Annotated in this window: 14 protein-coding genes; 5 read left to right on the top strand and 9 right to left on the bottom strand. The window is 54.6% G+C overall.

Annotated elements, in window-relative coordinates; all coding sequences use genetic code 11:
• The first annotated feature begins 1 nt into the window (after window position 1).
• Both Enr17x_RS08245 and Enr17x_RS08240 read left to right on the top strand, forming a co-directional pair.
• Complete coding sequence (locus tag Enr17x_RS08245; protein ID WP_145307684.1) at window positions 2-2,578, top strand: plasma-membrane proton-efflux P-type ATPase; 2,577 nt, start codon at window positions 2-4, stop codon at window positions 2,576-2,578.
• A 55-nt stretch (window positions 2,579-2,633) separates the two neighbouring features.
• Window positions 2,634-3,476: a polyphosphate kinase 2 family protein gene (locus tag Enr17x_RS08240; RefSeq protein ID WP_145307682.1), complete on the top strand. Its 843-nt coding sequence runs from the start codon at window positions 2,634-2,636 to the stop codon at window positions 3,474-3,476.
• A 233-nt stretch (window positions 3,477-3,709) separates the two neighbouring features.
• On the opposite strand, the gene ltrA is transcribed toward Enr17x_RS08240, so the two are convergent.
• Both ltrA and Enr17x_RS29495 read right to left on the bottom strand, forming a co-directional pair.
• The gene (gene ltrA, locus Enr17x_RS08235) at window positions 3,710-5,041 is read right to left on the bottom strand and encodes a group II intron reverse transcriptase/maturase (RefSeq protein WP_198000725.1); all 1,332 of its coding nucleotides are present in this window, start codon (window positions 5,039-5,041) and stop codon (window positions 3,710-3,712) included.
• 171 nt (window positions 5,042-5,212) lie between these two features.
• Window positions 5,213-5,386 (bottom strand): hypothetical protein, encoded by a 174-nt coding sequence (locus tag Enr17x_RS29495; RefSeq protein ID WP_198000726.1) that lies wholly within the window; start codon window positions 5,384-5,386, stop codon window positions 5,213-5,215.
• Window positions 5,387-6,038: 652 nt separating this feature from the next.
• On the opposite strand from Enr17x_RS29495, the gene Enr17x_RS08230 reads away from it, so the two are divergent.
• Window positions 6,039-7,349 carry a Gfo/Idh/MocA family protein gene (locus Enr17x_RS08230; protein ID WP_145307680.1) on the top strand — a complete coding sequence of 437 codons (1,311 nt, stop codon included), beginning with the start codon at window positions 6,039-6,041 and terminating at the stop codon, window positions 7,347-7,349.
• A 318-nt stretch (window positions 7,350-7,667) separates the two neighbouring features.
• Here Enr17x_RS08230 and Enr17x_RS08225 read toward each other — a convergent pair whose 3' ends face one another.
• Window positions 7,668-9,026 carry a hypothetical protein gene (locus tag Enr17x_RS08225; RefSeq protein ID WP_145307678.1) on the bottom strand — a complete coding sequence of 453 codons (1,359 nt, stop codon included), beginning with the start codon at window positions 9,024-9,026 and terminating at the stop codon, window positions 7,668-7,670.
• A 185-nt stretch (window positions 9,027-9,211) separates the two neighbouring features.
• On the opposite strand from Enr17x_RS08225, the gene Enr17x_RS08220 reads away from it, so the two are divergent.
• Both Enr17x_RS08220 and amaB read left to right on the top strand, forming a co-directional pair.
• Complete coding sequence (locus Enr17x_RS08220; RefSeq protein WP_145307676.1) at window positions 9,212-10,318, top strand: saccharopine dehydrogenase family protein; 1,107 nt, start codon at window positions 9,212-9,214, stop codon at window positions 10,316-10,318.
• 26 nt (window positions 10,319-10,344) lie between these two features.
• Complete coding sequence (amaB, locus tag Enr17x_RS08215) at window positions 10,345-11,883, top strand: L-piperidine-6-carboxylate dehydrogenase (RefSeq protein WP_145307674.1); 1,539 nt, start codon at window positions 10,345-10,347, stop codon at window positions 11,881-11,883.
• A gap of 147 nt (window positions 11,884-12,030) precedes the next feature.
• On the opposite strand, the gene Enr17x_RS08210 is transcribed toward amaB, so the two are convergent.
• From Enr17x_RS08210 to Enr17x_RS08185, 6 genes are all read right to left on the bottom strand, one after another.
• Window positions 12,031-12,471 (bottom strand): hypothetical protein, encoded by a 441-nt coding sequence (locus Enr17x_RS08210; protein WP_145307672.1) that lies wholly within the window; start codon window positions 12,469-12,471, stop codon window positions 12,031-12,033.
• A gap of 82 nt (window positions 12,472-12,553) precedes the next feature.
• The gene (locus tag Enr17x_RS08205; RefSeq protein WP_145307670.1) at window positions 12,554-13,525 is read right to left on the bottom strand and encodes a DUF1559 domain-containing protein; all 972 of its coding nucleotides are present in this window, start codon (window positions 13,523-13,525) and stop codon (window positions 12,554-12,556) included.
• Between the two features lie 318 nt (window positions 13,526-13,843).
• Window positions 13,844-15,298: a DUF1501 domain-containing protein gene (locus Enr17x_RS08200; protein ID WP_145307669.1), complete on the bottom strand. Its 1,455-nt coding sequence runs from the start codon at window positions 15,296-15,298 to the stop codon at window positions 13,844-13,846.
• A gap of 14 nt (window positions 15,299-15,312) precedes the next feature.
• The gene (locus Enr17x_RS08195; protein ID WP_145307667.1) at window positions 15,313-18,393 is read right to left on the bottom strand and encodes a PSD1 and planctomycete cytochrome C domain-containing protein; all 3,081 of its coding nucleotides are present in this window, start codon (window positions 18,391-18,393) and stop codon (window positions 15,313-15,315) included.
• Window positions 18,394-18,424: 31 nt separating this feature from the next.
• The gene (locus Enr17x_RS08190) at window positions 18,425-20,164 is read right to left on the bottom strand and encodes a FecR family protein (protein WP_145307665.1); all 1,740 of its coding nucleotides are present in this window, start codon (window positions 20,162-20,164) and stop codon (window positions 18,425-18,427) included.
• Window positions 20,161-20,691 carry a sigma-70 family RNA polymerase sigma factor gene (locus tag Enr17x_RS08185; protein ID WP_198001026.1) on the bottom strand — a complete coding sequence of 177 codons (531 nt, stop codon included), beginning with the start codon at window positions 20,689-20,691 and terminating at the stop codon, window positions 20,161-20,163. Before Enr17x_RS08185 ends, Enr17x_RS08190 begins: the two co-directional genes overlap by 4 nt.
• Window positions 20,692-20,747: the final 56 nt, after the last annotated feature.

Below are 20,747 nucleotides of genomic sequence, written 5' to 3'. Positions count from 1 at the left end.
GATGAATTCAGCCCCTGCTTCCACCAACGACAGCTCAAACAGTGAACCCGATCTGGAACAGGCCGACCTGGAGACCGTCTATCAACGGCTCGAAACAACGGCCGCCGGTCTCACCTCAACCGAAGCCGCCCAGCGCCTCGAACAATACGGCCGCAACGAACTGGCTGATGAAGAAATCAGCGACTTGATGAAATTTCTGCGTTACTTCTGGGGGCCGATCCCCTGGATGATTGAGGCGGCCGCGTTTCTCTCCGCCCTCATCGGTCACTGGCCCGATTTCGGCATCATCATGGGGCTGCTGATCTATAATGCCGCCTCCGGCTTCTGGCAGGAGCGAAAAGCATCCAATGCGCTAGCCGCGTTGAAAGCTGGCATGGCGCCCAAAGCCCGGGCACTCCGTGACGGAAAGTTCTCCCTCATCGATGCCGCCGAAGTGGTGCCCGGCGATGTGATTCGGATCAAGCTAGGCGAAGTTCTCCCCGCCGACGTTCGTTTCATCGGCGGCGATTACATCAGCATCGACCAGGCCGCGTTGACCGGCGAATCGTTACCGGTGAGTAAAAAAGTGGGGGACAGCGGCTACTCCGGCAGTATTGCCAAGAAAGGGGAAATGACGGCCGTCGTCATCGGCACCGGGAAAAACACGTTCTTCGGTCGGACCGCCAGCCTCGTCGCGACCGCCGGCACTGCGGCTTCACACTCCCAGAAAGCGGTCGGGCAGATCGGCGACTTTCTGATCTTCCTGTCGATGGTGCTGGCTTTCGTCCTGTTCAGCGTGGAATTCTACCGGGACGTCATCGTGAAAGATGACTGGCACTGGACCGAACTGGTCGACATCCTGCGGCTGATCCTCGTTCTATTGATCGCTTCGATTCCCGTCGCCATGCCCACGGTGATCACCGTCACCAATGCCCTGGGCGCACTGGCGCTCTCGCGTAAGAAAGCCATTGTGTCGCGGCTGGAAGCCATCGAAGAACTGGCGGGCGTCGATATCCTCTGCTCCGACAAAACCGGCACACTCACCAAAAACCAGTTGAGTCTCGGCGAACCGATTCTGTTTGACACTGACAATCCTGAAACCATCACGCTCGCCGGTGCCCTTGCTTCACAACGGGATGACGACGATCCGATTGACCTGGCCGTCGTCGCCGGTCTGAAACAGACCGATGGACTCGATAGCTTTCGCGTGGAAAAATTCGTCCCCTTCGATCCGGTCAGCAAGTGTACCGAAACGACTGTTGTCGACGCGGACGGCAAAACCTGGAAATATACCAAGGGAGCCCCGCAAGTCATCATCGAACTCTGTCAGCTTGATGACGAAACGAAAACGAGAGGCGAACAGTCTGTACTTGATCTCGCCGCCCGCGGCATGCGGGCCCTCGGTGTCGCGGAATCCGCCGACGACGGCGCAAGCTGGAAGTTCCTGGGCATCCTGTCTCTGCTCGACCCGCCGCGAGATGATTCCAAAGAGACCATCCGGCAAGCACAGGAGCATGGAATCGAAGTCAAAATGATCACCGGCGATGACGTGGCCATCGGCAATGAAATCTCCGGCCAGTTGGGCATCGGCAATCATCTGCAGGCGGCCGCCGACCTGTTTACCAAAGAAATGGATATGAGCCATCTGCCCGAACCGATCACGGCCTGCGTAGAAAAGGCCGACGGTTTCGGCCGCGTCTTCCCCGAACACAAGTACGGCATCGTCAAAGCATTGCAGGACCGCGGGCACGTAGTGGCGATGACGGGCGACGGCGTCAACGATGCGCCGGCACTCAAACAGGCCGATTGCGGTGTGGCCGTCAGTGGTGCGACTGACGCGGCGCGGGCGGCTGCGGATTTGATTCTGACCGAGCCCGGCCTCTCAACCATCGTCGATGCCATCGATGAAGCCCGCAAGATTTTCGAACGCATTATCAACTACGTTTTGTTCCGCGTCAGCATGACGCTCGACATCATGTTTGTGGTGGTACTCTCAACCTGCTTCTTTGGTTTCTCGCCGCTCACGCCGGTGATGATCGTCTTCCTGGCGCTGCTCGACGACGTGCCCATCATGACCATTGCTTACGACAACACGCTATTGCCCGATAAACCGGTGCGTTGGAATATGCGGCGGCTGCTCACCATTTCCAGTCTGATGGGTCTCTTGTCGGTCATTCAGTCATTCACCCTGCTGTTGATCGGCATGGAGTGGATGGGCAATCATGACTGGCTCGCCTGGATCCATCTGACCCACGATCAACTGCAAACCGTCATCTTCCTGCAGATCGTCGCCGGCGGGCACCTGCTGCTGTTTGTCATGCGTTCCCGCAGCCTGTTTTTCATGCCCCCCTGGCCGGCACAACCGTTGTTTCTGGCAATCGTCGGCACACAGCTCCTTGCCGTTCTGATGTGTGGACTGGGCTGGTTTGTCTCTCCCATTCCCTGGGCGATCATCGGTCTGGTCTGGTTCTATATGCTGGTCTGGATGGTCATCCTCGATCTGGTCAAGCTGGCCATTTACCGTAGAGTCGAACAGAGCGAAAACCATCGCCCCGCCTGGTACAAACGATTTCTCAAAAGTCGCCTGAACCGGAAATAAACCAGCATCAAAACGATTTTCCCTTTCACTACCCCAAAACCGAGGTACCTTAACCATGGATTACTGTAAACAATTTCGCGTGACACCGGGGAGTAAAGTGGATCTGTCTCAGATCGACGCGGGCTACAAAGATGGGCAGAAATCCCGCGCAACTGCTGCGGACGAGATAAAAGCATATCAGAAGAAAATGCAGGAGCTGCAATACCTGATGTACGCCGAGGACAAGCGTTCGCTCTTGATCTGCCTGCAGGGGGGCGACGCTGCGGGAAAGGATGGCACGATTAAACATGTGCTTGGCGCCATGAATCCGCAAGGCTGCAGGGTTACCGGCTTCAAGGTCCCTTCCCACACAGAAGCGGCCCACGATTTCCTCTGGCGCTACCATCGCGCCACACCGGAAAGAGGTCAGGTCGCGATCTTCAATCGCTCGCACTACGAAGACGTACTAGTCGTTCGTGTACACAATCTGGTTCCCGAAGAGGTCTGGTCAAAACGTTACGAACACATCAATCACTTCGAACAACTGCTGCACGACAACAACACTCACATCTTGAAATTCTATCTGCATATCGATGCAGAAGAACAACTCAGACGCTTTAAAAAACGGATCGACGACCCCAAACGGCACTGGAAAATCAGTGACAGCGACTACGCCGAACGCCCCTTATGGCACGAGTACACCCAGGCCTTCGAAGCCGCCTTAAGCAAATGCAGCACGGAGCACGCCCCCTGGTTCATCATCCCCTCCAATCACAAATGGTTCCGCAATCTGGCCATCTCACATATCGTCGCTGAGACCCTGGAATCCCTCAACATGCAGTTCCCCGAACCCACTGTCGACATCAACGAAATCAAACAGAAATACCACGAGATGGTAGAGGAAGAAAATGGGAAATGAGAAGTTGAAACCACCTATGGGCTTCTAGAGCGCGCCACATCTAACCAGAGCGTGCTTCATTCTAATATACTCGGTTCAAACAACCTTGGAGACACAACAGTAAACCTGGACACAGGCTAAACCAGCACGATTCCTTGAATTGATAGGGGTAGGAAGGACCGGTTGCTTCCGGTCCCCCCTCCCTCCGAACCGGACGTGCGGTTCTCCCGCATCCGGCTCTCCGGTTGGTAGTTTTACCTCTGCGAGGATTGACTGGCCAGAACATGGGATTGTTTCAAGGAGAACAGTCCCTGTTCGGCAAAATAAGCATTGGGCCAGCGTAAATGATCGTGTCCTCGTCCGCGACCTTTGCCTTTACGACGTTTCCGAAGTATACTTCGCAGACGCATGCGAACCCACTGATCCAGGATGGTATACGTGGAAGGCTGGCAGTGTTGAAAATAATTGAACCAGCCACGTAGCGTCGGGTTGAGCTGTGCAATGATGCATTGAAGGCTATGCCCGTTCGTCCGCCTCGTCTTCTGCCGAATGGAGTCTTTGAATTTCTGGAGACTTTTCTTTCGAGGGAAGCGATAACGCCCCTGGAAAGTGTAACCCAGAAAATCGAAGCTCCCCTCGGCCATGTCGACGATGTGAGTCTTGTCCGGATGCAGCGTCAGGCCGGCTTCCGCCGTCCACTGCCGCACCATCTCCAAAGCTCGCTCGGCGTCTTCCCGAGTTCGACACAAAATCACGAAGTCGTCTGCGTAACGGACCATCTCAATTCCGGCTCCCGCCATCAAATGGTCGAGGGGATCGAGATAGATGTTGCTGAGCAACGGGCTGATCACCGCTCCCTGGGGGCTCCCACGATCGGGAGTCCATTCGGCAAGGTCATCTAGAATCTGTTGACGCAGAAACATCTCGATCAGCGTCAGCACCTGGCCGTCGCTGATTTTCTCCCGGACCCGATTCATCAACTTATCGTGGGGAATTGTGTCGAAATAGCTCTTCAAATCTGCATCCACCACATATGTGTAACCGCTTTCGAGCAGCGTATCGACACGCTGTAGCGCATCCTTACAGCCGCGCCCGGGACGGAAACCATAGCTTTGCTCGGCGAAATCCCGTTCGAAGATTGGTTCCAGCACTTGGCGTAATGCGGTCTGCACCACCCGATCCCGAGCTGTGGGAATCCCCAGAGGACGCAGTTCCCTGCTCCCCGGCTTGGGAATCCACTGTCGCCGGATTGCCTGCGGTTGGTAGTTTCCTTCCCGCAGTTGTTGCGACAGCTTTCTCAGGTTCGGGATCAATCGCTCGGCGAAGCGTTCGCAGCTGACGTGATCCACACCAGCTGCACCGCCGTTGGCGGCTACTCTACGAAACGCCTGATACAAATTTCGATCACGATCGACTTTATCGATCAGACTGAACCATTGGCCTCCTTTCACCCCCGTTTCGAGGGCCGTCAACATGCGGTCTGTCCAGACACATGGTTCTACCCAGTCCCAGCGGGACGAAGCTTCTCCGACTTGTTTAGCCGCAAACGGCACTCGCGTCGGTTTTTGTTCCCTGTTTCGGTTCATTCCACATCTACCTTCCTGCATCCCTTTGCTCCACGGGCGTTACCCCGCTTCTTCGCTAATATGGATGCTCTGACTCCTACCCAACTGGCTCTTCGTACCGGTCGGCTCCAGAGAATCCGGAATCCGGCACATGAACGCCATCCTTAAGATCGGGCAGGTCTCCCTGCTTCATCACATCAAACCTTCAGACCATTCCGTCTCCAACCACCCCTCGTTGCCCCCGGGACCGACCTGGTTTTGAACCACGGGGCTGACCGTCGCGGAACCGCTGGCAGCGGTCCCGCACCCACTCGGCAGAGTTTCGCACGACGTCACTTGGGCTTCGCCATTCCCTAGCTGGCTCACCACAACGAAAAGCCGAATCGAGTTCGTTATCCTACGGACTAGTCGTTCACATCCGGTTGCTCTCCACCTCCTCTCACGAGAACGCAGTTACCTTCTGTTACGAAGTTCAGGTCAAACTTCGGCAAGGACTTTCACTTCGCTGATTCAATGCGCTTGCAGGCGCACTAGGGGTCGGTCCATGTGCCGACCCGCCTCGCGAGGAACGTATCAGTTTCACAGGTCCCATGGATCCAGAAACAACAGACCAAATGAAGGGGTGAGCCCGAATGCAATTCGGGCCGAGCGCAGCGAGCAGGAAATAACAATTCAAAGTATCACTTCAAAGTGAATGATTCGAATGCACCTTGCCAGAATAAGAGGCACCTCTCAGAAACACACTACGAACACACCGCCACTTCCTGTTGCCTGCGGCAATACCGAATTACATTCGGAACCGCCCGCCAAGAATGCCATTCTTAAGCACTGTTTGGCAAGCCAACCGTGGCACCCAACTTGGATCTTTTTCGTGTGCTTTCGTGCCTTTCGTAGTAGCAAAAAAATGTGTTCCTCTGCAAGTTTTCTTTTGCCCCTCACCCTCCGTTTTCTATAATAAAAGTTCATTGATCTATTCATCCCTCACGCCGCGACTTTTCAAACACGGGAATATGCAATCATGGATCGCAGAAAATTCTTACAGGGTTCCGCCGTCGGTCTGGCCAGTCTTTCGCTCGAACAGGTCGCCAAAGCCTCCGCCAGCGAACGCGTGCGGGTCGGCGTGATGGGTGCCGGCGGTCGTGCCTCGGCCTTGAATCAATATTTCGCCGCCAATCCGAATGCAGAAATCGTGACCATCGCCGAAGTCGATTCCGCCCGCCTGGGTAACACCGTCGATACCGTGACTAAGCTGCAAGGCAAACGGCCAAACGTCGTCAAAGACTTTCGACATCTGATTGATGATCCGAGCCTCGATGCAATCGTTATTGGCGCCCCCGATCACTGGCACGCGATCCCCACCATCCTCGCCTGCCAGGCCGGGAAAGACGTCTACGTCGAAAAACCGGACGGCCATAATATCATCGAAGGCCACCGCATGGTCGCCGCGATGAAAAAGCACAATCGCATCGTGCAGATGGGGTCGCAGCATCGTTCCACCGAACGGCTCAAGTCGGCGCTCGACTATATCCGCAGCGGCGCTCTCGGTCGCTGTCTCGTTGCCAAAGCCTGGGAAAGCACCAAACAAGGCAACATCGGCAATCCCCCCGACGGCACACCTCCGGAAACCGTCGATTACGATATGTGGCTCGGCCCGGCGAAAAAACGCCCCTTCAATAAAAATCGTTTTCACGGACGCTGGCGCTGGTTCCACGATTACGGTACCGGCGACCTGGGTAACGACGGCGTACATCGGCTCGACATGGCGTTTGCCGCGCTGAACGCCGCCTGCGAAGCACAGGGGGACGATGCGATTTCTCTCCCTTCCAAAATTTCCGCAACTGGCGGCAAATGGTACTTTGATGACATGCAGGAATGGCCCGATACGCTCCAGGTGACTTACGAATATCAGAGCAAAACACCGAAGATTCTGACCTACGAAATGCGGATCTGGGCTCCCTATCATTATCACGGCGAATCCGAGGGCGCCGTCATCTACGGCGACAAAGCCCACATGACGATCGGCAACAGTCGCTGGCGCGTATACGGCGAACGTGGCAAACTGATCAAGGAAGTCAAAGGCGACAGCGTTGCCGCCCCCCACGTGCAGAACTTTATCGAATGCATCAAGACCCGCAACAAACCAGCCTGCGATCTGGAAACGGTCGGGCACCCCGCGTCCGTCCTCTGCCACGCCGGCAACATCGCCGCCCGCGTCGGCCGCACACTGGTCCTCGATCCGAAAACAGAAACCTTCGAAAACGACAAAGAAGCCAACCAACTCCGCGGCCGCGAAGAATGGCGCGCCCCTTGGGTCTTGCCGGAAGTCTGATTATTAAACGGGTACGTACGCCACCTGTCGGCTGGCCCGACAGTGTTGGTCATGTAGGGGTCGGTCTATGTGCCCGCCCGCCTGTCGATATTCAATCCCAAAGTACTCTTGGAACGGAACCGGAAACAAACGATGTTTCTCAACACACAATCAGCATAGATACCGCGGGCTGCCACATAGTGTAGCCCCTACATTAAATAGAACAAGAACGTCTTTCATTCATTATTGGGCAAGCCAACAGTGACACCCAACCTGGATCGTTTTCGTGTGTTTTCGTGCCTTTCGTGGTAGCAAAAAAACACATTCCCTCTATCACGACTACTGTTTCAACGGGTTCGTCTCCAGAATAATGTCATTAATCCCCGACTGATTAAAGCCTTTGAAGCCGTCTTCTCGCTGCAGGATTTCCAGGTGCGAGCCGATGGCTCCTTTTGTGCGGAATTTGTCCGCTTCTTCATCAGTAATCAAGCCGTCATCCAACAGGGACTGAATTCGGCTCTCTTTGACCGGCCAGATTTCCCCCGCCGTAAACGCCTGACGCAGATGAGGCAGATCGGTAAACGGCTTCATCGTCTTCACATCGTTCTCGTCCGCCAGTTGATCCCGGGCAGCGTCGAAGTCGAACAGGCATTCCAGGTGATGCATGCCCGCCTGCAGAAACGCTTCGCCGTGCAATCGGCACCAGAGCCCCACCGTTCCCAGTTCGTTTAGTTCAGTTAGAGGTTCATGCGCGAAGTCCTGCGAGACTTCTTCGGGGGAAAGATCCACGTCGGCAAAAATGACAACGCCGGTCGTCGGATGCTCGAGTACCTGCGCACCCCAACCTGCCTCTTTGCCTGCATAAAACCGTTCGCGCAATTGGAAACCGAGCAGTTCCAACAGCGAGATCAATCGCCAGAAATGTTTTCGGCTTGAACGATAGGTATGATGATCGTGATTCGCCCAACCCACGCCCAGCAAATCCTGCCGCGCTTTTTGAATGCGGGCGACCGCGTTCCGTTGCTGCCAGTATGCCCGCTCAGCTGCGAAAAACAAATCGCAGGTCCGGTCGACGCCCAGATCTTCAATCGCGACGCGAATCATCGACTCAGCATGTTCAAAGCCGTCCACATCGCCGGCAAAATCCCGCTTGCGTAAATGAAAGGCCTGAGCATGATAGAGCAGGTCTTTTAAATCCGGATCAGGCTGCTTCTTCACCGCATCGATGCGGACGCCGTGGCGTTCAATTACGTTCAGTTCGACTCCGTCTTCATGAAATGCCACTCGCTGACGCACGGCAGCACCCGGGGCTCCTTTAATGGGGAGTTCCAGCGCACATTGATGGACGGCTAAAAAATCTACCACCGAATCGACGCGCACATAGAGCGACTCCGACTCCCCGCTGCTCGCCTGAATGGCGGGAAAATGTGCCGCCGGATGCTGGAACAGTTTGAATTTCACACCGCTGGCCACTTCATAACCCAGGCTAATCAGTGTCTGTTCCAGTTCGTCGGACCAGTGCAATTCAAAATGATCGACCCAGTCAATCAGCCGAGTTCCGGTTTTCGTCTGAAAATCCTGCGCAAATTGTTTGATACGTGGGGATTGTGCACAAAACGCATCAATCCGCTCGTTCAGGAACGCGGCGGTCTCGGGATAGCGTTTCCAATCAAAAGTCGCAAGTTGTTGTCTGGTCATAATTTATCTCCTTACAACCATATTGTTTCGTGGCCCGTTCGAAAGTCAAGACGCCACTCTTCTATTAATACGCGAAATCTCGCCAAAACAGAAACTCAATCAGAAAAGCACTTTTCGGCGTATATAATTGTGTAGAGGTTCCCTCTATCATATCACATCTTTCATCCCTGTCTGGAGAACCTGCCATGTCTCAAACGATCTTATTAATCGGCGCGGGAAAAATCGGACGGATGATCGCCTCGCTGCTCACCAAGTCAGGCGATTATCAACTGCGAATCGCCGACCGTGTCCCCGCTGCCCTCGAACGAATACAACAACGCATTCCCACCGCAGAAACACGCGTGCTCAATGCCGACTCGCATGCCGAACTGGTCCACCTGATGCAAGGCTGCACTGCCGTCATTTCAGCACTCAGCTTTCGCGAAAATCCGGGAGTCGCCCGTGCTGCGCTCGAAGCGGGGGTGAATTATTTCGATCTCACCGAAGACCGGCAGACCACCGCCGCCGTCAAAGAGATCGCCGACGATGCCGTTCCCGGTCAGGTCTTCGTGCCCCAATGCGGCCTTGCCCCCGGTTTTGTGACTATCGTTACCAATCATGTCATGAAATGGTTTGACGAAATTGACACTGTCCGCATGCGCGTCGGTGCGCTGCCACAACATCCAACCAACGCGCTCGGCTACAATCTGACCTGGTCCACCGACGGGCTGATCAATGAATATTGTAATCCCTGTGAAGTGATTCACGGACACAAAATCAAAAACCACCTCCCCCTGGAAGGACTGGAGCAGTTCACTCTCGACGGCAACGTCTATGAAGCCTTTAACACATCAGGAGGACTGGGAACGCTCTGTGAAACAATGGACGGACATGTTCGAGAGTTGAATTACAAAACCATCCGTTACCCCGGTCATCACCAGCTGATGAAATTCCTGCTGAGAGACCTGCGGCTCAGTGAGCGTCGCGAATTGCTCAAAGATATCATGGAACATTCGATCCCCGTCACATTCCAGGATGTCGTGATTGTGTTCTGCACGGTGCGGGGAAATCGCAATGGACAGTTCGTCGAAAAGAGCGACTTGCGCAAACTGTATGCACAGGAAATCAACGGCGAAGTCTGGAGTGCCATACAGCTTACCACGGGAGCCGGTATCTGTGCCGTCGTCGATCTGGTACAACAAAATCAGATCAAAGGGACCGGCCTGATCCGACAGGAAGAGATTCCCTTCGACCAATTTATCAATAACCGTTTCGGCTGCTATTATGAAACAGAAACCTTTGCCCTGGATTAATCGACATTCATCAAGCGAGCAAAACCATGACTTATTCCATCCATGAAGCATTACAGCGAATCGGCGTTGTGGATCAACCCGCGGCGGTCGCTGTCGGAACGAAATGGCAAACCGGTGCAGGCGAACTGCTCACGGGCAAGTCCCCCATCGACGGCTCCACGCTGGCCACGTTCAATGAAGCCACACTCGGCGATGTCGGCCTGGTGGTCGATACCGCACAGAGTGCCTTTCTGAAGTGGCGCGAAGTTCCCGCTCCCCGTCGCGGCGAATTCGTGCGTCTGCTCGGCGAAGCCTTACGGGAACACAAAGCCGATCTGGCGACCATCGTCAGCTGGGAAGCCGGCAAGATCACCCAGGAAGCAATCGGCGAAGTCCAGGAGATGATTGACATCTGCGACTTCGCAGTCGGCTTGAGCCGTCAGCTTTATGGAAAAACGATCGCCAGCGAACGACCGGGACACCGCTTAATGGAGCAATGGCATCCCCTGGGACCGATTGGCGTGATCAGTGCCTTCAACTTCCCGGTCGCTGTCTGGGCCTGGAACGCCATGCTGGCCTTCGTCTGTGGCGATACCGTCATCTGGAAACCATCCGAAAAAACGCCCCTCTGCGCGATTGCCTGCCAACAGATTGTGAATCAGGTCGCGCAGAATTTTCCGGAAGCCCCCAATGGCATCTCGAACCTGATCATCGGCGGTGCTGAGATCGGCAACGCCCTCGCCGAGCACCATGATGTCCCGCTGATCTCCGCCACCGGTTCGATTCCGATGGGCCGGGCGGTCGCCACCACTGTTGCCAAGCGTCTCGGGCGCAGCCTGCTGGAACTGGGGGGCAACAACGCGATGATCGTCACCGAATCAGCAGACCTTGAGATGACAGTCCGCTCGGCTCTATTTTCCGCCGTCGGGACCTGCGGTCAACGCTGTACCAGCCTGCGGCGTCTCATCGTGCATGAAAGCATCGCCGATCAACTACTGTCGGCGTTGAAAAACGCCTACCAGCGATTGCCCATCGGCAACCCGCTTGAACCCGGTACACTCGTTGGCCCGCTCGTCGATCAACGGGCTCTTGAGACCATGCAGCACGCGTTGAAAACCGCCAAACAACAAGGTGGCATCGTCCATTTCGGACATCAAATCGATGAAACAGAATATGCAGACGGCTGCTACGTGCATCCCGCGATTGTCGAAATGCCCGGGCAGACCGACATCGTCCAGCAGGAAACCTTCGCCCCCATTCTGTACGTCATGCGGTATCGAACGCTCGATGAAGCGATCGAAATGCACAACGCCGTCCCACAGGGGCTTTCTTCTGCGATCATGACGAATGATATTCGGCAGGCAGAACAGTTCCTCTCTCCTGCCGGCTCTGACTGTGGTATTGCGAATGTCAACGTCGGCCCGAGTGGTGCGGAAATCGGCGGCGCGTTCGGCGGCGAAAAAGAGACCGGCGGCGGCCGCGAATCCGGCTCCGACGCCTGGAAAGCCTACATGCGCCGCACGACGAATACGATCAACTATTCAACCGAATTGCCATTGGCACAGGGCATCAAGTTCGATCTGTAATCATTCTATCCGAACGATACGCGTACCAACTGTGAGCGGGTCGGCGCTAGCCGCCGGTAGGTACGCTGGTTTGTGTTTCGATACCGGTGGCTAGCGCCATTCCGCTCATTTTTGTTAAAAACCAGCTATAAAATCGCATTCGTTTTTCTACTCTTCGAATGTTGCCCCAGGCTTTGATCTTCGCTCCGGCACTTCGAATTTCTCCACTGTATTCTCTTCCGGAAAAACCACCGCCGTCTGATAATCAGCAAACAACGGCTCGGCTCTCTGGCCTTCGTCATCTTCAGCAGAAGCACGCACACTGCGTCCCTTGATAATCACCTTGTACGCGCCGCCAACGACACCCCGGCCTGCCTCTGCCGTGTTAAATTTGCCGTCATTAATCTCCGCGACTCCCTGCGGCCCCGTGTTTCCTTCATCGGCATCGGCAATAAACAGCACAGAGCCAAAGGGAACCGGTTTCCCTTTATAACTCACGGTGCCGGAAACATCGTATAACGTGACATCGCTGCCCCCTGCACCACAACCTGCCAACAACAGACTACCTATTCCGAAGAGTACCATCATGCAACGCTTAAGACGAGTCATTTTTCCCACCCGACTAACGACCCAATGAGATAAAAAAACATCTCCCGAAAATATTTACAGGAGATGTCTGTTTTCTGGTCAACTAGAATTCCAGCGTATTCGTTTCGCCCCCTTCACGACTGGCGGTCGCGAGGTACACATTCATGTCCACATTTTCAGAAGCGAAATGTACGCTGCCATCGGCCATCAGCAGATGACAGCCCCCTTCATGAACACTACCGAAGCTCATATTGTTGAACTCGCCAGAGACAAATCCGTGTACGTTGATGCCAAATTTGACATTCTTACTGCTGCCGCAGGAATCATTATGACAGCCCCGATTCCAGCCACGCGGTGCGATAGCTTCGGTCAGATATTTGTGCCCCGACATCTCGCCGACCATGATCGTATTCGAACTCCCGTCCAGAATGTCCCGCAATCGTATTTTAGATCGAGGACCTCCCAGCACGCCCATATTGGAAACATCATTCCCGCTTCGGCAATTCGGCACCGAAGTCCCGGACGACGGATTTTCACACTCCAGCTGATAAGGCGCCGAGGTCGTGGCATTGGTTCCTACCGGCCCCATATTGCCAACATAATGCGAAGCATACATCGGAGCGGAACCGACGACTTCACTGGTATGTGTTGAGTGCGTTTTGTTGGAACTGGGACAGAGAAAGACTGGCGGCACATTCAGGCAGACCTGTCGATTTGCGGAATAGGAATAACCCCGATTTAAATTGAATGATTCATACATGGGTGCCTGATCCACAAACGGCAGGATCATCACCAGAAAGCTCATACTTACATTATTTGCCGTACTGGCAGAAGTTCCCGAACCGATCGACCTACCAAATCCTCCTTGAGGAAAGATGCGATGTGTCTCGTGATAGTTGTGCAGTGCCAGACCGATCTGTTTCAGTTGATTCTTACAGGTACTGCGACGGGCCGCTTCCCGAGCCTGTTGAACGGCCGGCAATAATAGTGCAATTAAAATCGCAATAATCGCAATCACCACCAGCAACTCGATCAGAGTAAAACCCTTTCGACCTCTTCTATCAAACGAACGCATGACTTATCCTTCACTAATCAAAAACAAACAATAATCCCTGAACAAAAATAAAACTCCTGATAACTACGTGTCACTTTTTTATTTCAAAAGTGGCGTGTGCCACTGTCGGCTTGCCCGAAAATGCTTGTGAAAGCGTTCCCACTGTGAGCGGCTCGGCGCTAGCCGCCGGTAAGTGCGCTGGTTTGTGTTTCGATACCGGTGGCTAGCGCCATGCCGCTCGTTTTTTGTATTAAACCAGCTATAAATTCACATTTTTCGTATTCCGGGGTGGCACTGTTGGCTTGCCCAACAGTGATGATATCTGGCCTCAGGCAACCATCACCCAAACACCTCACCAATCACTTCCCCTCCCAGCACCGTGGCAATCTCTTTTCGGTTGTTATGCATAAAAAACAGTTTGTGCTGATCGAGTCCCAGTGCATGTAACAGTGTGGCATGCAGGTCTGCAGGAGAGACCGGCCGTTCGACCGGCGTATATCCCAGGTCATCCGTCTGACCGATGATCTGTCCCCCTTTCACACCGCCACCGGCCATCCACATGCAGTACGTTGTTGGCAGATGATCGCGGCCCCGGCGGTCTCCTTTTGCGGAACCTTCCGTGGTTGGCGTGCGTCCGAATTCGCCCCCCCAGATCACCAAGGTTTCATCCAGTAGCCCCCGCTGTTTTAAATCCTGAAGCAATGCCGCCACCGGTCGATCAGTGGCTTTGGCCCGCCTGGTATGATTGGCTTTGATTGCGCCGTGCGCGTCCCAACCGCCGTTCCGCAGCTGCACGACTCTTACGCCCCGTTCCACCAGCCGTCTAGCAATCAGACAATGCCTGCCGAATTCCGCCGTCGGTTTCTCATCCAGCCCATACAGTTTTGCGGTCTCTACCGATTCGCTTTCCAGATCGAACACTTCCGGCGCTGATGTCTGCAGACGAAATCCGAGTTCATAGGAAGCAATCCGCGCTTCCAGTTCTGAATCCTGCCCGAGTTGCGCCAGATGTTCTTGATTCATCCACTTGATAAAGTCCAGTTGCTCACGACGATTCCCCTGCGAATAACCGGCGGGCATCTTCGTATAAGGAATCCCCCGCTTGCCATCCACGAGTGTGCCCTGATAGCGCGACGGCAAAAATCCGTTGCCCCAGCCCGGCGTCTGTGGTGCCGGGCCGCTGCTGTTCGACAGCATTGAAATAAATCCGGGCAGATCGCGGCTCTCGCTCCCCAGTCCGTACGTCATCCACGACCCGAGACTGGGGCGATCCCCAATCGCCGAACCGGTCAGCGCGATACATTCACCCGGACCATGCACGGGCACACGGTGATTCACCGAACGCATCACGCAGATTTCATCGATCAGCTTCGCCGTTTCCGGAAACATATTAGAGACAGGAATCCCACTCTGACCATACTTCTTAAACTTGAAAGGCGACGCCATCAACTTCGACCCCAGCCCCGCCCGCGGAATATTCGGAACCCGCGCCGCAATACTATCCGGCACCGGCTCTCCTTCCAGCTTCGTTAACAGCGGTTTCGGATCGAACGTATCGACCTGGCTTGGCGCCCCCGACATAAACAGAAAGATCACACTCTTCGCCGTCGCGGGAAAATGACTCTGACCGGTCACCGCCGGCGTCCCATCTGCAGCATGTAACAGTCCCTCGTCTGCCAGCAACGATGCCAACCCCAGCGCACCAAAGCCGAGTACACTCTGCCCCAGCATGTCACGACGGCTAAGTGGCGGTGAGGAAAAACCGGAATTCATATGGATCGGATTGAATGACATAATTGCCCTCGGAATTAAGGGATATAAATAAATTCGTTCAAATTGAGTAACGCATGGCACAACATCGAAAGCCGACGTTCGTCTGACTCTGCAGAACTGTCTGATTGGAAAAAGGTCAGCGACCGCTTCTGTTCCTGCGCTGTCGGCTGACGTCCCAGCACACGCACAAACGCCTGCACTACCTGCTGACCGTGATCGTCGTCTGTTTCGGCAACGATGTTTTTCGCCAGCACCTGCGCCCGACGGTCCATAAACTGACTGTTCAACATAAACAGCGGCTGCAGTGCCACCGTCGAAACCTGCCGCCGCGAACAACTGGCGATACTGTCCGGCGCATCGAACATCGCCATCACCGACGGCATCTCGCTCCGGCGCTGAAACAGATAAATTGTCCGCCGCAAATTTGCTTCTTCGCGTTCCTGAGGCACGCTCGGTCCGCCCAGTTCGCGCTTCAATTCACCCGTTGCACACAGTATCGAATCTCGAATCGCTTCCGCTTCCAGTCGACGTCGCGGCCAACTCCAGAGCAACCGGTTTTCCGGGTCCTGTTTCAGATTCGCTTCGTTGAAGGAACGTGCCTGACGATAAGTCGATGACAATACAATCTGTCGATGGATGTGTTTCGTACTCCAGCCCCGTTCCATCAACTCAGTCGCCAGCCAGTCCAACAGTTCCGGGTGCGACGGCGGTTCCCCCTGCACGCCGAAATCGCTGGGCGTGGAAACCAGGCCTCGTCCGAAATGATACTGCCAGAGCCGATTCACCCAGACCCGCGATACCAGCGGATTCTTGCGACCGGTCAGCCAGTCGGCGAGCGCAGTCCGCGAAAGTTTTTCCGAATCGACGGTCGTCGCTCCCAGCACCGCGGGCCAGCCTTTGCCTACTTCCGGTCCCTGTTTATGCACATCACCGCGAATCAGAATGACGGATTTCGTCTGTTTTAACCGTTCGGCGGAATAGGGAATCGGATCGCGGTTCACCACCGGCAGCCGTTCAATCTGCTTCTGCCCTGTGAGTGGTGAATAATAGCCCCACGTGTGTGGCTGCTTCGTGTGGGCAAAGCGTTTTCGATTGATCAGTTTCTTGGCTTCGCGTTGATAAAAATCAAACGTTCCTTTCGGCATCCAGGTTTTCATCTCAGTCGGATTCGGCAAGCCGTCCCCTTTGAGAGACAGGTTGCCCAGTTGACCGTTTACGAAAAAACCCTGCAGTCGATAGTAGTCCCGCTGTGTTAAGGGATCGAATTTATGATTGTGACACTGTGCACATTCCAGCGTCAGCCCCAACAATGCACCGCTGGTGACATTCACGATATCAACGAGCACGTCGTTTCGCTGGGCTGCCTTATCCATTTGATTGCCGCTGATGCGGGCCGACGCTAAAAAACCGGTCGCAATCACATGCTCGTCCGCATAAGGCTTGAGTTCATCGCCGGCGAGCTGTTCCCTGATGAACTGATCAAACGGCTTGTCTGCATTAAAACTCTCAATCACATAATCCCGATACCGCCACGCATAGGGTCGCGGCAGGTCATGCTGATAGCCGTGACTTTCCGCCCAGCGCGTCAGATCCAGCCAGAAACGCGCCCAGCGTTCGCCATAATGTTTTGACGCGAGCAGCCGCTCGACCAGTTTCTCATAGGCCCGCGGATCGGTGTTATGAACGAAGGCCTCAATCTCATCCGCGCTCGGCGGCAGTCCCGTCAAATCCAGCGAAAGCCGGCGAATCAACGTCGCTTTATCGGCTGCGGGAGCAGGCTTGATCCCCGCTTTCTGCCACGCACGGGCGATAAAAGCATCGACGGGCGTGCGAACCGGCTTGCTCCCGTCTACTTTCGGCACACCCGGTCGTTTGATGGTTTGGAAGGCCCAGTGATCCGACTCCGTTTTCGGTGTGGGCAGCAACTTGTAATCCCACTTCGCTCCCTGATCGATCCAGGCACGCAGCTTGGCGATTTCCTGTTCCATGAGCGCCGTCCCTGCATCGACGGGCGGCATCCGTTCTTCTGCGACTTGTGTTGAGACCAGTTCGACCAGCTTACTCTGCTCGCTGTTTCCCGGTACAATTAACTCTTCCCCGGTACTGAAGCCGAGCAGTTCCTCATACACATCCAGCCGATAGCCCGAATCGGGATTCGCCCCCGCATGACAACTGAAACACTTCGCTTTGAGCAACGGATAAATCTCTTTCTCAAAATGTACCGGCTCTGCCCAGGCGGTCTGCTGTTTCGTCGCCATTTTCGGAATCTGTTCGGGCGAAAGATCGAGCACATCACTCCACGTGCGGCTCAAGACCAGGTCGCTCACATAGATCCGGTCATCAAGTTCGGTTTTATAGCCCGTTGCAAAACCAACCCAACTCACGCCGTTCACACTCTGCGGATTCACGGTCGTCGCCACGGGGCGTTCCAGATCACCGGGCTTTGGATCGACCCACAATTCGAATTTGGTAAAGCCGGCCCGTAATGATTTTTCGGGCTTCGATAAGCGTCCGACGATCAGATAATCCCGATCGCGTTGGAGTTCCACCGAACTCCAAGCCGTCTTCTGCGAACCGATCCGCACCATGAATACGACTTTTCCCTTGTTGGGACCACTGGACGCCACATGCACGCCGATGTTGGGAGTGTGATTCGCATGCACGGCGTTGTCAGTGCCTTCGTAGCGATCCAGCCAGAACACGAAGAACTCCCCCTCATCGCGCTGCTTCGCGTCGGCTGCATAACGGAAGCGGAATCGCAGAAACAGTTCCTGATCCTGGTACGTCTGCTTCAGCTCTCGCCGCAGAGGGTTGTTCCGCTGCACCGAACCCTGAATCAACGCTTCATGGGCGATTGCGTTGTGTTTTTCGTTGGATGTTTTATGCTTCGCGTCAACAAACAGCGCCGGCTGCCGTTGCGAGAGCACCCAGCCCCCCTTCCAGCCAAACCCGGGTTGATTCTTCTTCAGCGTATCGATCTGCCGATTAACTAAACCGTGTGCGAGTCGTGGCGACTCCTCCGCAAACGTCTGTTGAGAACCGAACAGCAGTCCGCAAACCAGCAACGTCAATATTACTCGCCAGGAAAATAAATCAGATGTCAGAGCACGATGCATCACAAATCTTTCAGTCCAAATATTAAGAAAATCAGTTCTGCCCGGCGGGTCGGGTCACCGATTCAAAAGTATCACCAATCACCAGACGATCCAGATAAAGCGAATCGCTGACTTCGGTGTACTGACCGATCCGCACTCCCAGTGCGTTGATCGATTTCAGCAGGTTGGCCTCTTTATTCCGTTTGACAACCGCATCGGGAGTCTCACTGCGATCTCCCACCGGATTGACCCAGAATTCCAGGTGATTAAAGAATTTCGAGTTCTTTTTGGAAAGATGCCCCACCAGCAGAAACGTTTCATCGTCCACAGGTTGCTCAAAAAAGGCTTCCTGTTTCACGTTGAAGCGGGCAAAGAATTTTCGTTCTTTAAATCCGATACTCGGAACCCGGGCATGGCTGGACCCCATGCCGCCCATCGAGCTATCGAACCAGAGACCAAAGAAATCGTCTTCGTCCACGCCATGATATTGAACCAGCATGCTGAAGTAGAAATCATCGATGAGTGGCGTTTCCAGTTTGCGGGCAATTCGATGTGCAAGCGAAGGGTAAGCATGATGATGCCCGCGGGCATGCACGATCATCGGACCGCCATCCAGGTCTTTCCACCGCAGTTGTTTTTCAGGAATCATCAATCGCGTAAAGTTCTGATCGGTCCACCAGCCCTCATGGCTGAATCCCAGGCCTCCGCTCTGCTGAAACAGAGACCCCGTCGGATATTCAAAGTCTTCCCCCACCCGGATCTCCTTCGGTAGCGTTGATTTTTCTCGGATGAGAGAGACCTGATTCATCGGTTCTGAATTTTCAAAACCGGTTGCTTCCTGAGGTGGATAGTTTCCTGACTTTGCTGCAATGAGCTGCTCTGGCGTTGGTGCATCGGCGAACTTCGCCGGCGTTACGCTGATTTCGGCCCCCTTGACATTCCCTTTGGAAAACCGGAGTGCCTGGCTCGCTTTCAAACTGGCAATCATTTGACTTTCCGCAGATACCGGCTTCACGCCGACTTCGCCTTCAAACACATGCACTTCCGCTTCGCCCGATGCATCCACAACCGTACCGAAGCGGGTTCCCTGATCCACGATCCGAATTTGATTCGTATCCACAGTAAAGCCCAGTGCTTCTTCCGGCACATAGGCGGACAGCGTACCATAATGCAAAATAGCATTCAGTGGCGAACAAAGTTCAATCTCCGCCGGTCCTTCCAGCATGACGCCGGCACCACTTTCAAACCGAATCCGTGCGATGCCCGACTTCAACCGCAGGGATTCCCCCGTGGGAAATCTGGTGCCGTACGGAATCTCTTCTGTGCCCCGGTCTTCCCAGACCGCATCTTCCGTATCGAGTAGCATTCCTGCATAGCCGGGCACAACTGCATTTGGCTGCTCTGCTGTTTTCTGTTGCTCGGCCTGATTGAACCAGAAAAATCCCCCCGCCAGTAGCAGCACCACGGCAGTCGCAATCCAGGACAACCAGCTCAAGCGGCTTCGTGATGTGGGCTCGACTGTCGTCACGACATCGACATTGATGGAAATTTTCTCGTCTGTTTCCGACACCACAAGTGCTTCCAGACTGAATTCTTCCGGCACCGCGGCATACAAGTTCGACGTCAGCAAGGAATCCAGGTGAATCTGATTCGTGTATTCTTCAATCAACTCGGGGTGAGTATTCAGAATCTCCGTGAGCCGTGCGTCTTCGTCTGTTGTCAATCTGTTTTCAAGCATGCGGCTGGTGAGTGCCGCCAGCTCTTTGCGAACTGCTTCATGTTCGGGGTTCATAATCGTGCCTCCTGGGCCACTGTCTTTTGGATACACTCCATGAGCGTTTTCCGAATGCGGTATAAGGTCATCGAAACCGCGTCGGCTGTTCTCCCTGCTTCGGATGCGATCTGGTTTACAGGCATCGCATCACAATACCGGCTCTCCACCAACTGCCGATGTTCGGGATGTAGTTTTTCCATACAATAGGCGAGTGCCTCCGCATGCGATTTCGCTTCCACCGCCCGCCGGGTCGCCACCGCGGCAATCTGTTCCAGTGTCTGTTCGTCAAACACGGCCTGTCCGTCGTTCTTGACTCGCTTGAAAAACGCCAGCGCCTGCAGCTGAGCAATCCGGCACGACCAGGGCAGAAACTCACGATCCCAGTCATACTCGTTCCGCTTCCGCCACAGAACGGTATTCGTTTCCTGCAGCACATCATCCACATCCGCAGCCCGACGAATCAGCGCCACCAAGAGCCCCCGCAACACTGGCTGGCTCCCGGCAATCAACGCAACATACTCTTCATCGAGATCACGATTCGACAAAACGGAAACCTCTCCTGCGCAAGATAAGGCGACATCCAATCAAAACAACACTCCGC

The organism is Gimesia fumaroli (assembly GCF_007754425.1).
GTDB lineage: Bacteria > Planctomycetota > Planctomycetia > Planctomycetales > Planctomycetaceae > Gimesia > Gimesia fumaroli.
The sequence above is the reverse complement of the archived record's forward strand: the minus strand, read 5'-3'. Positions and strand labels throughout refer to the sequence as shown.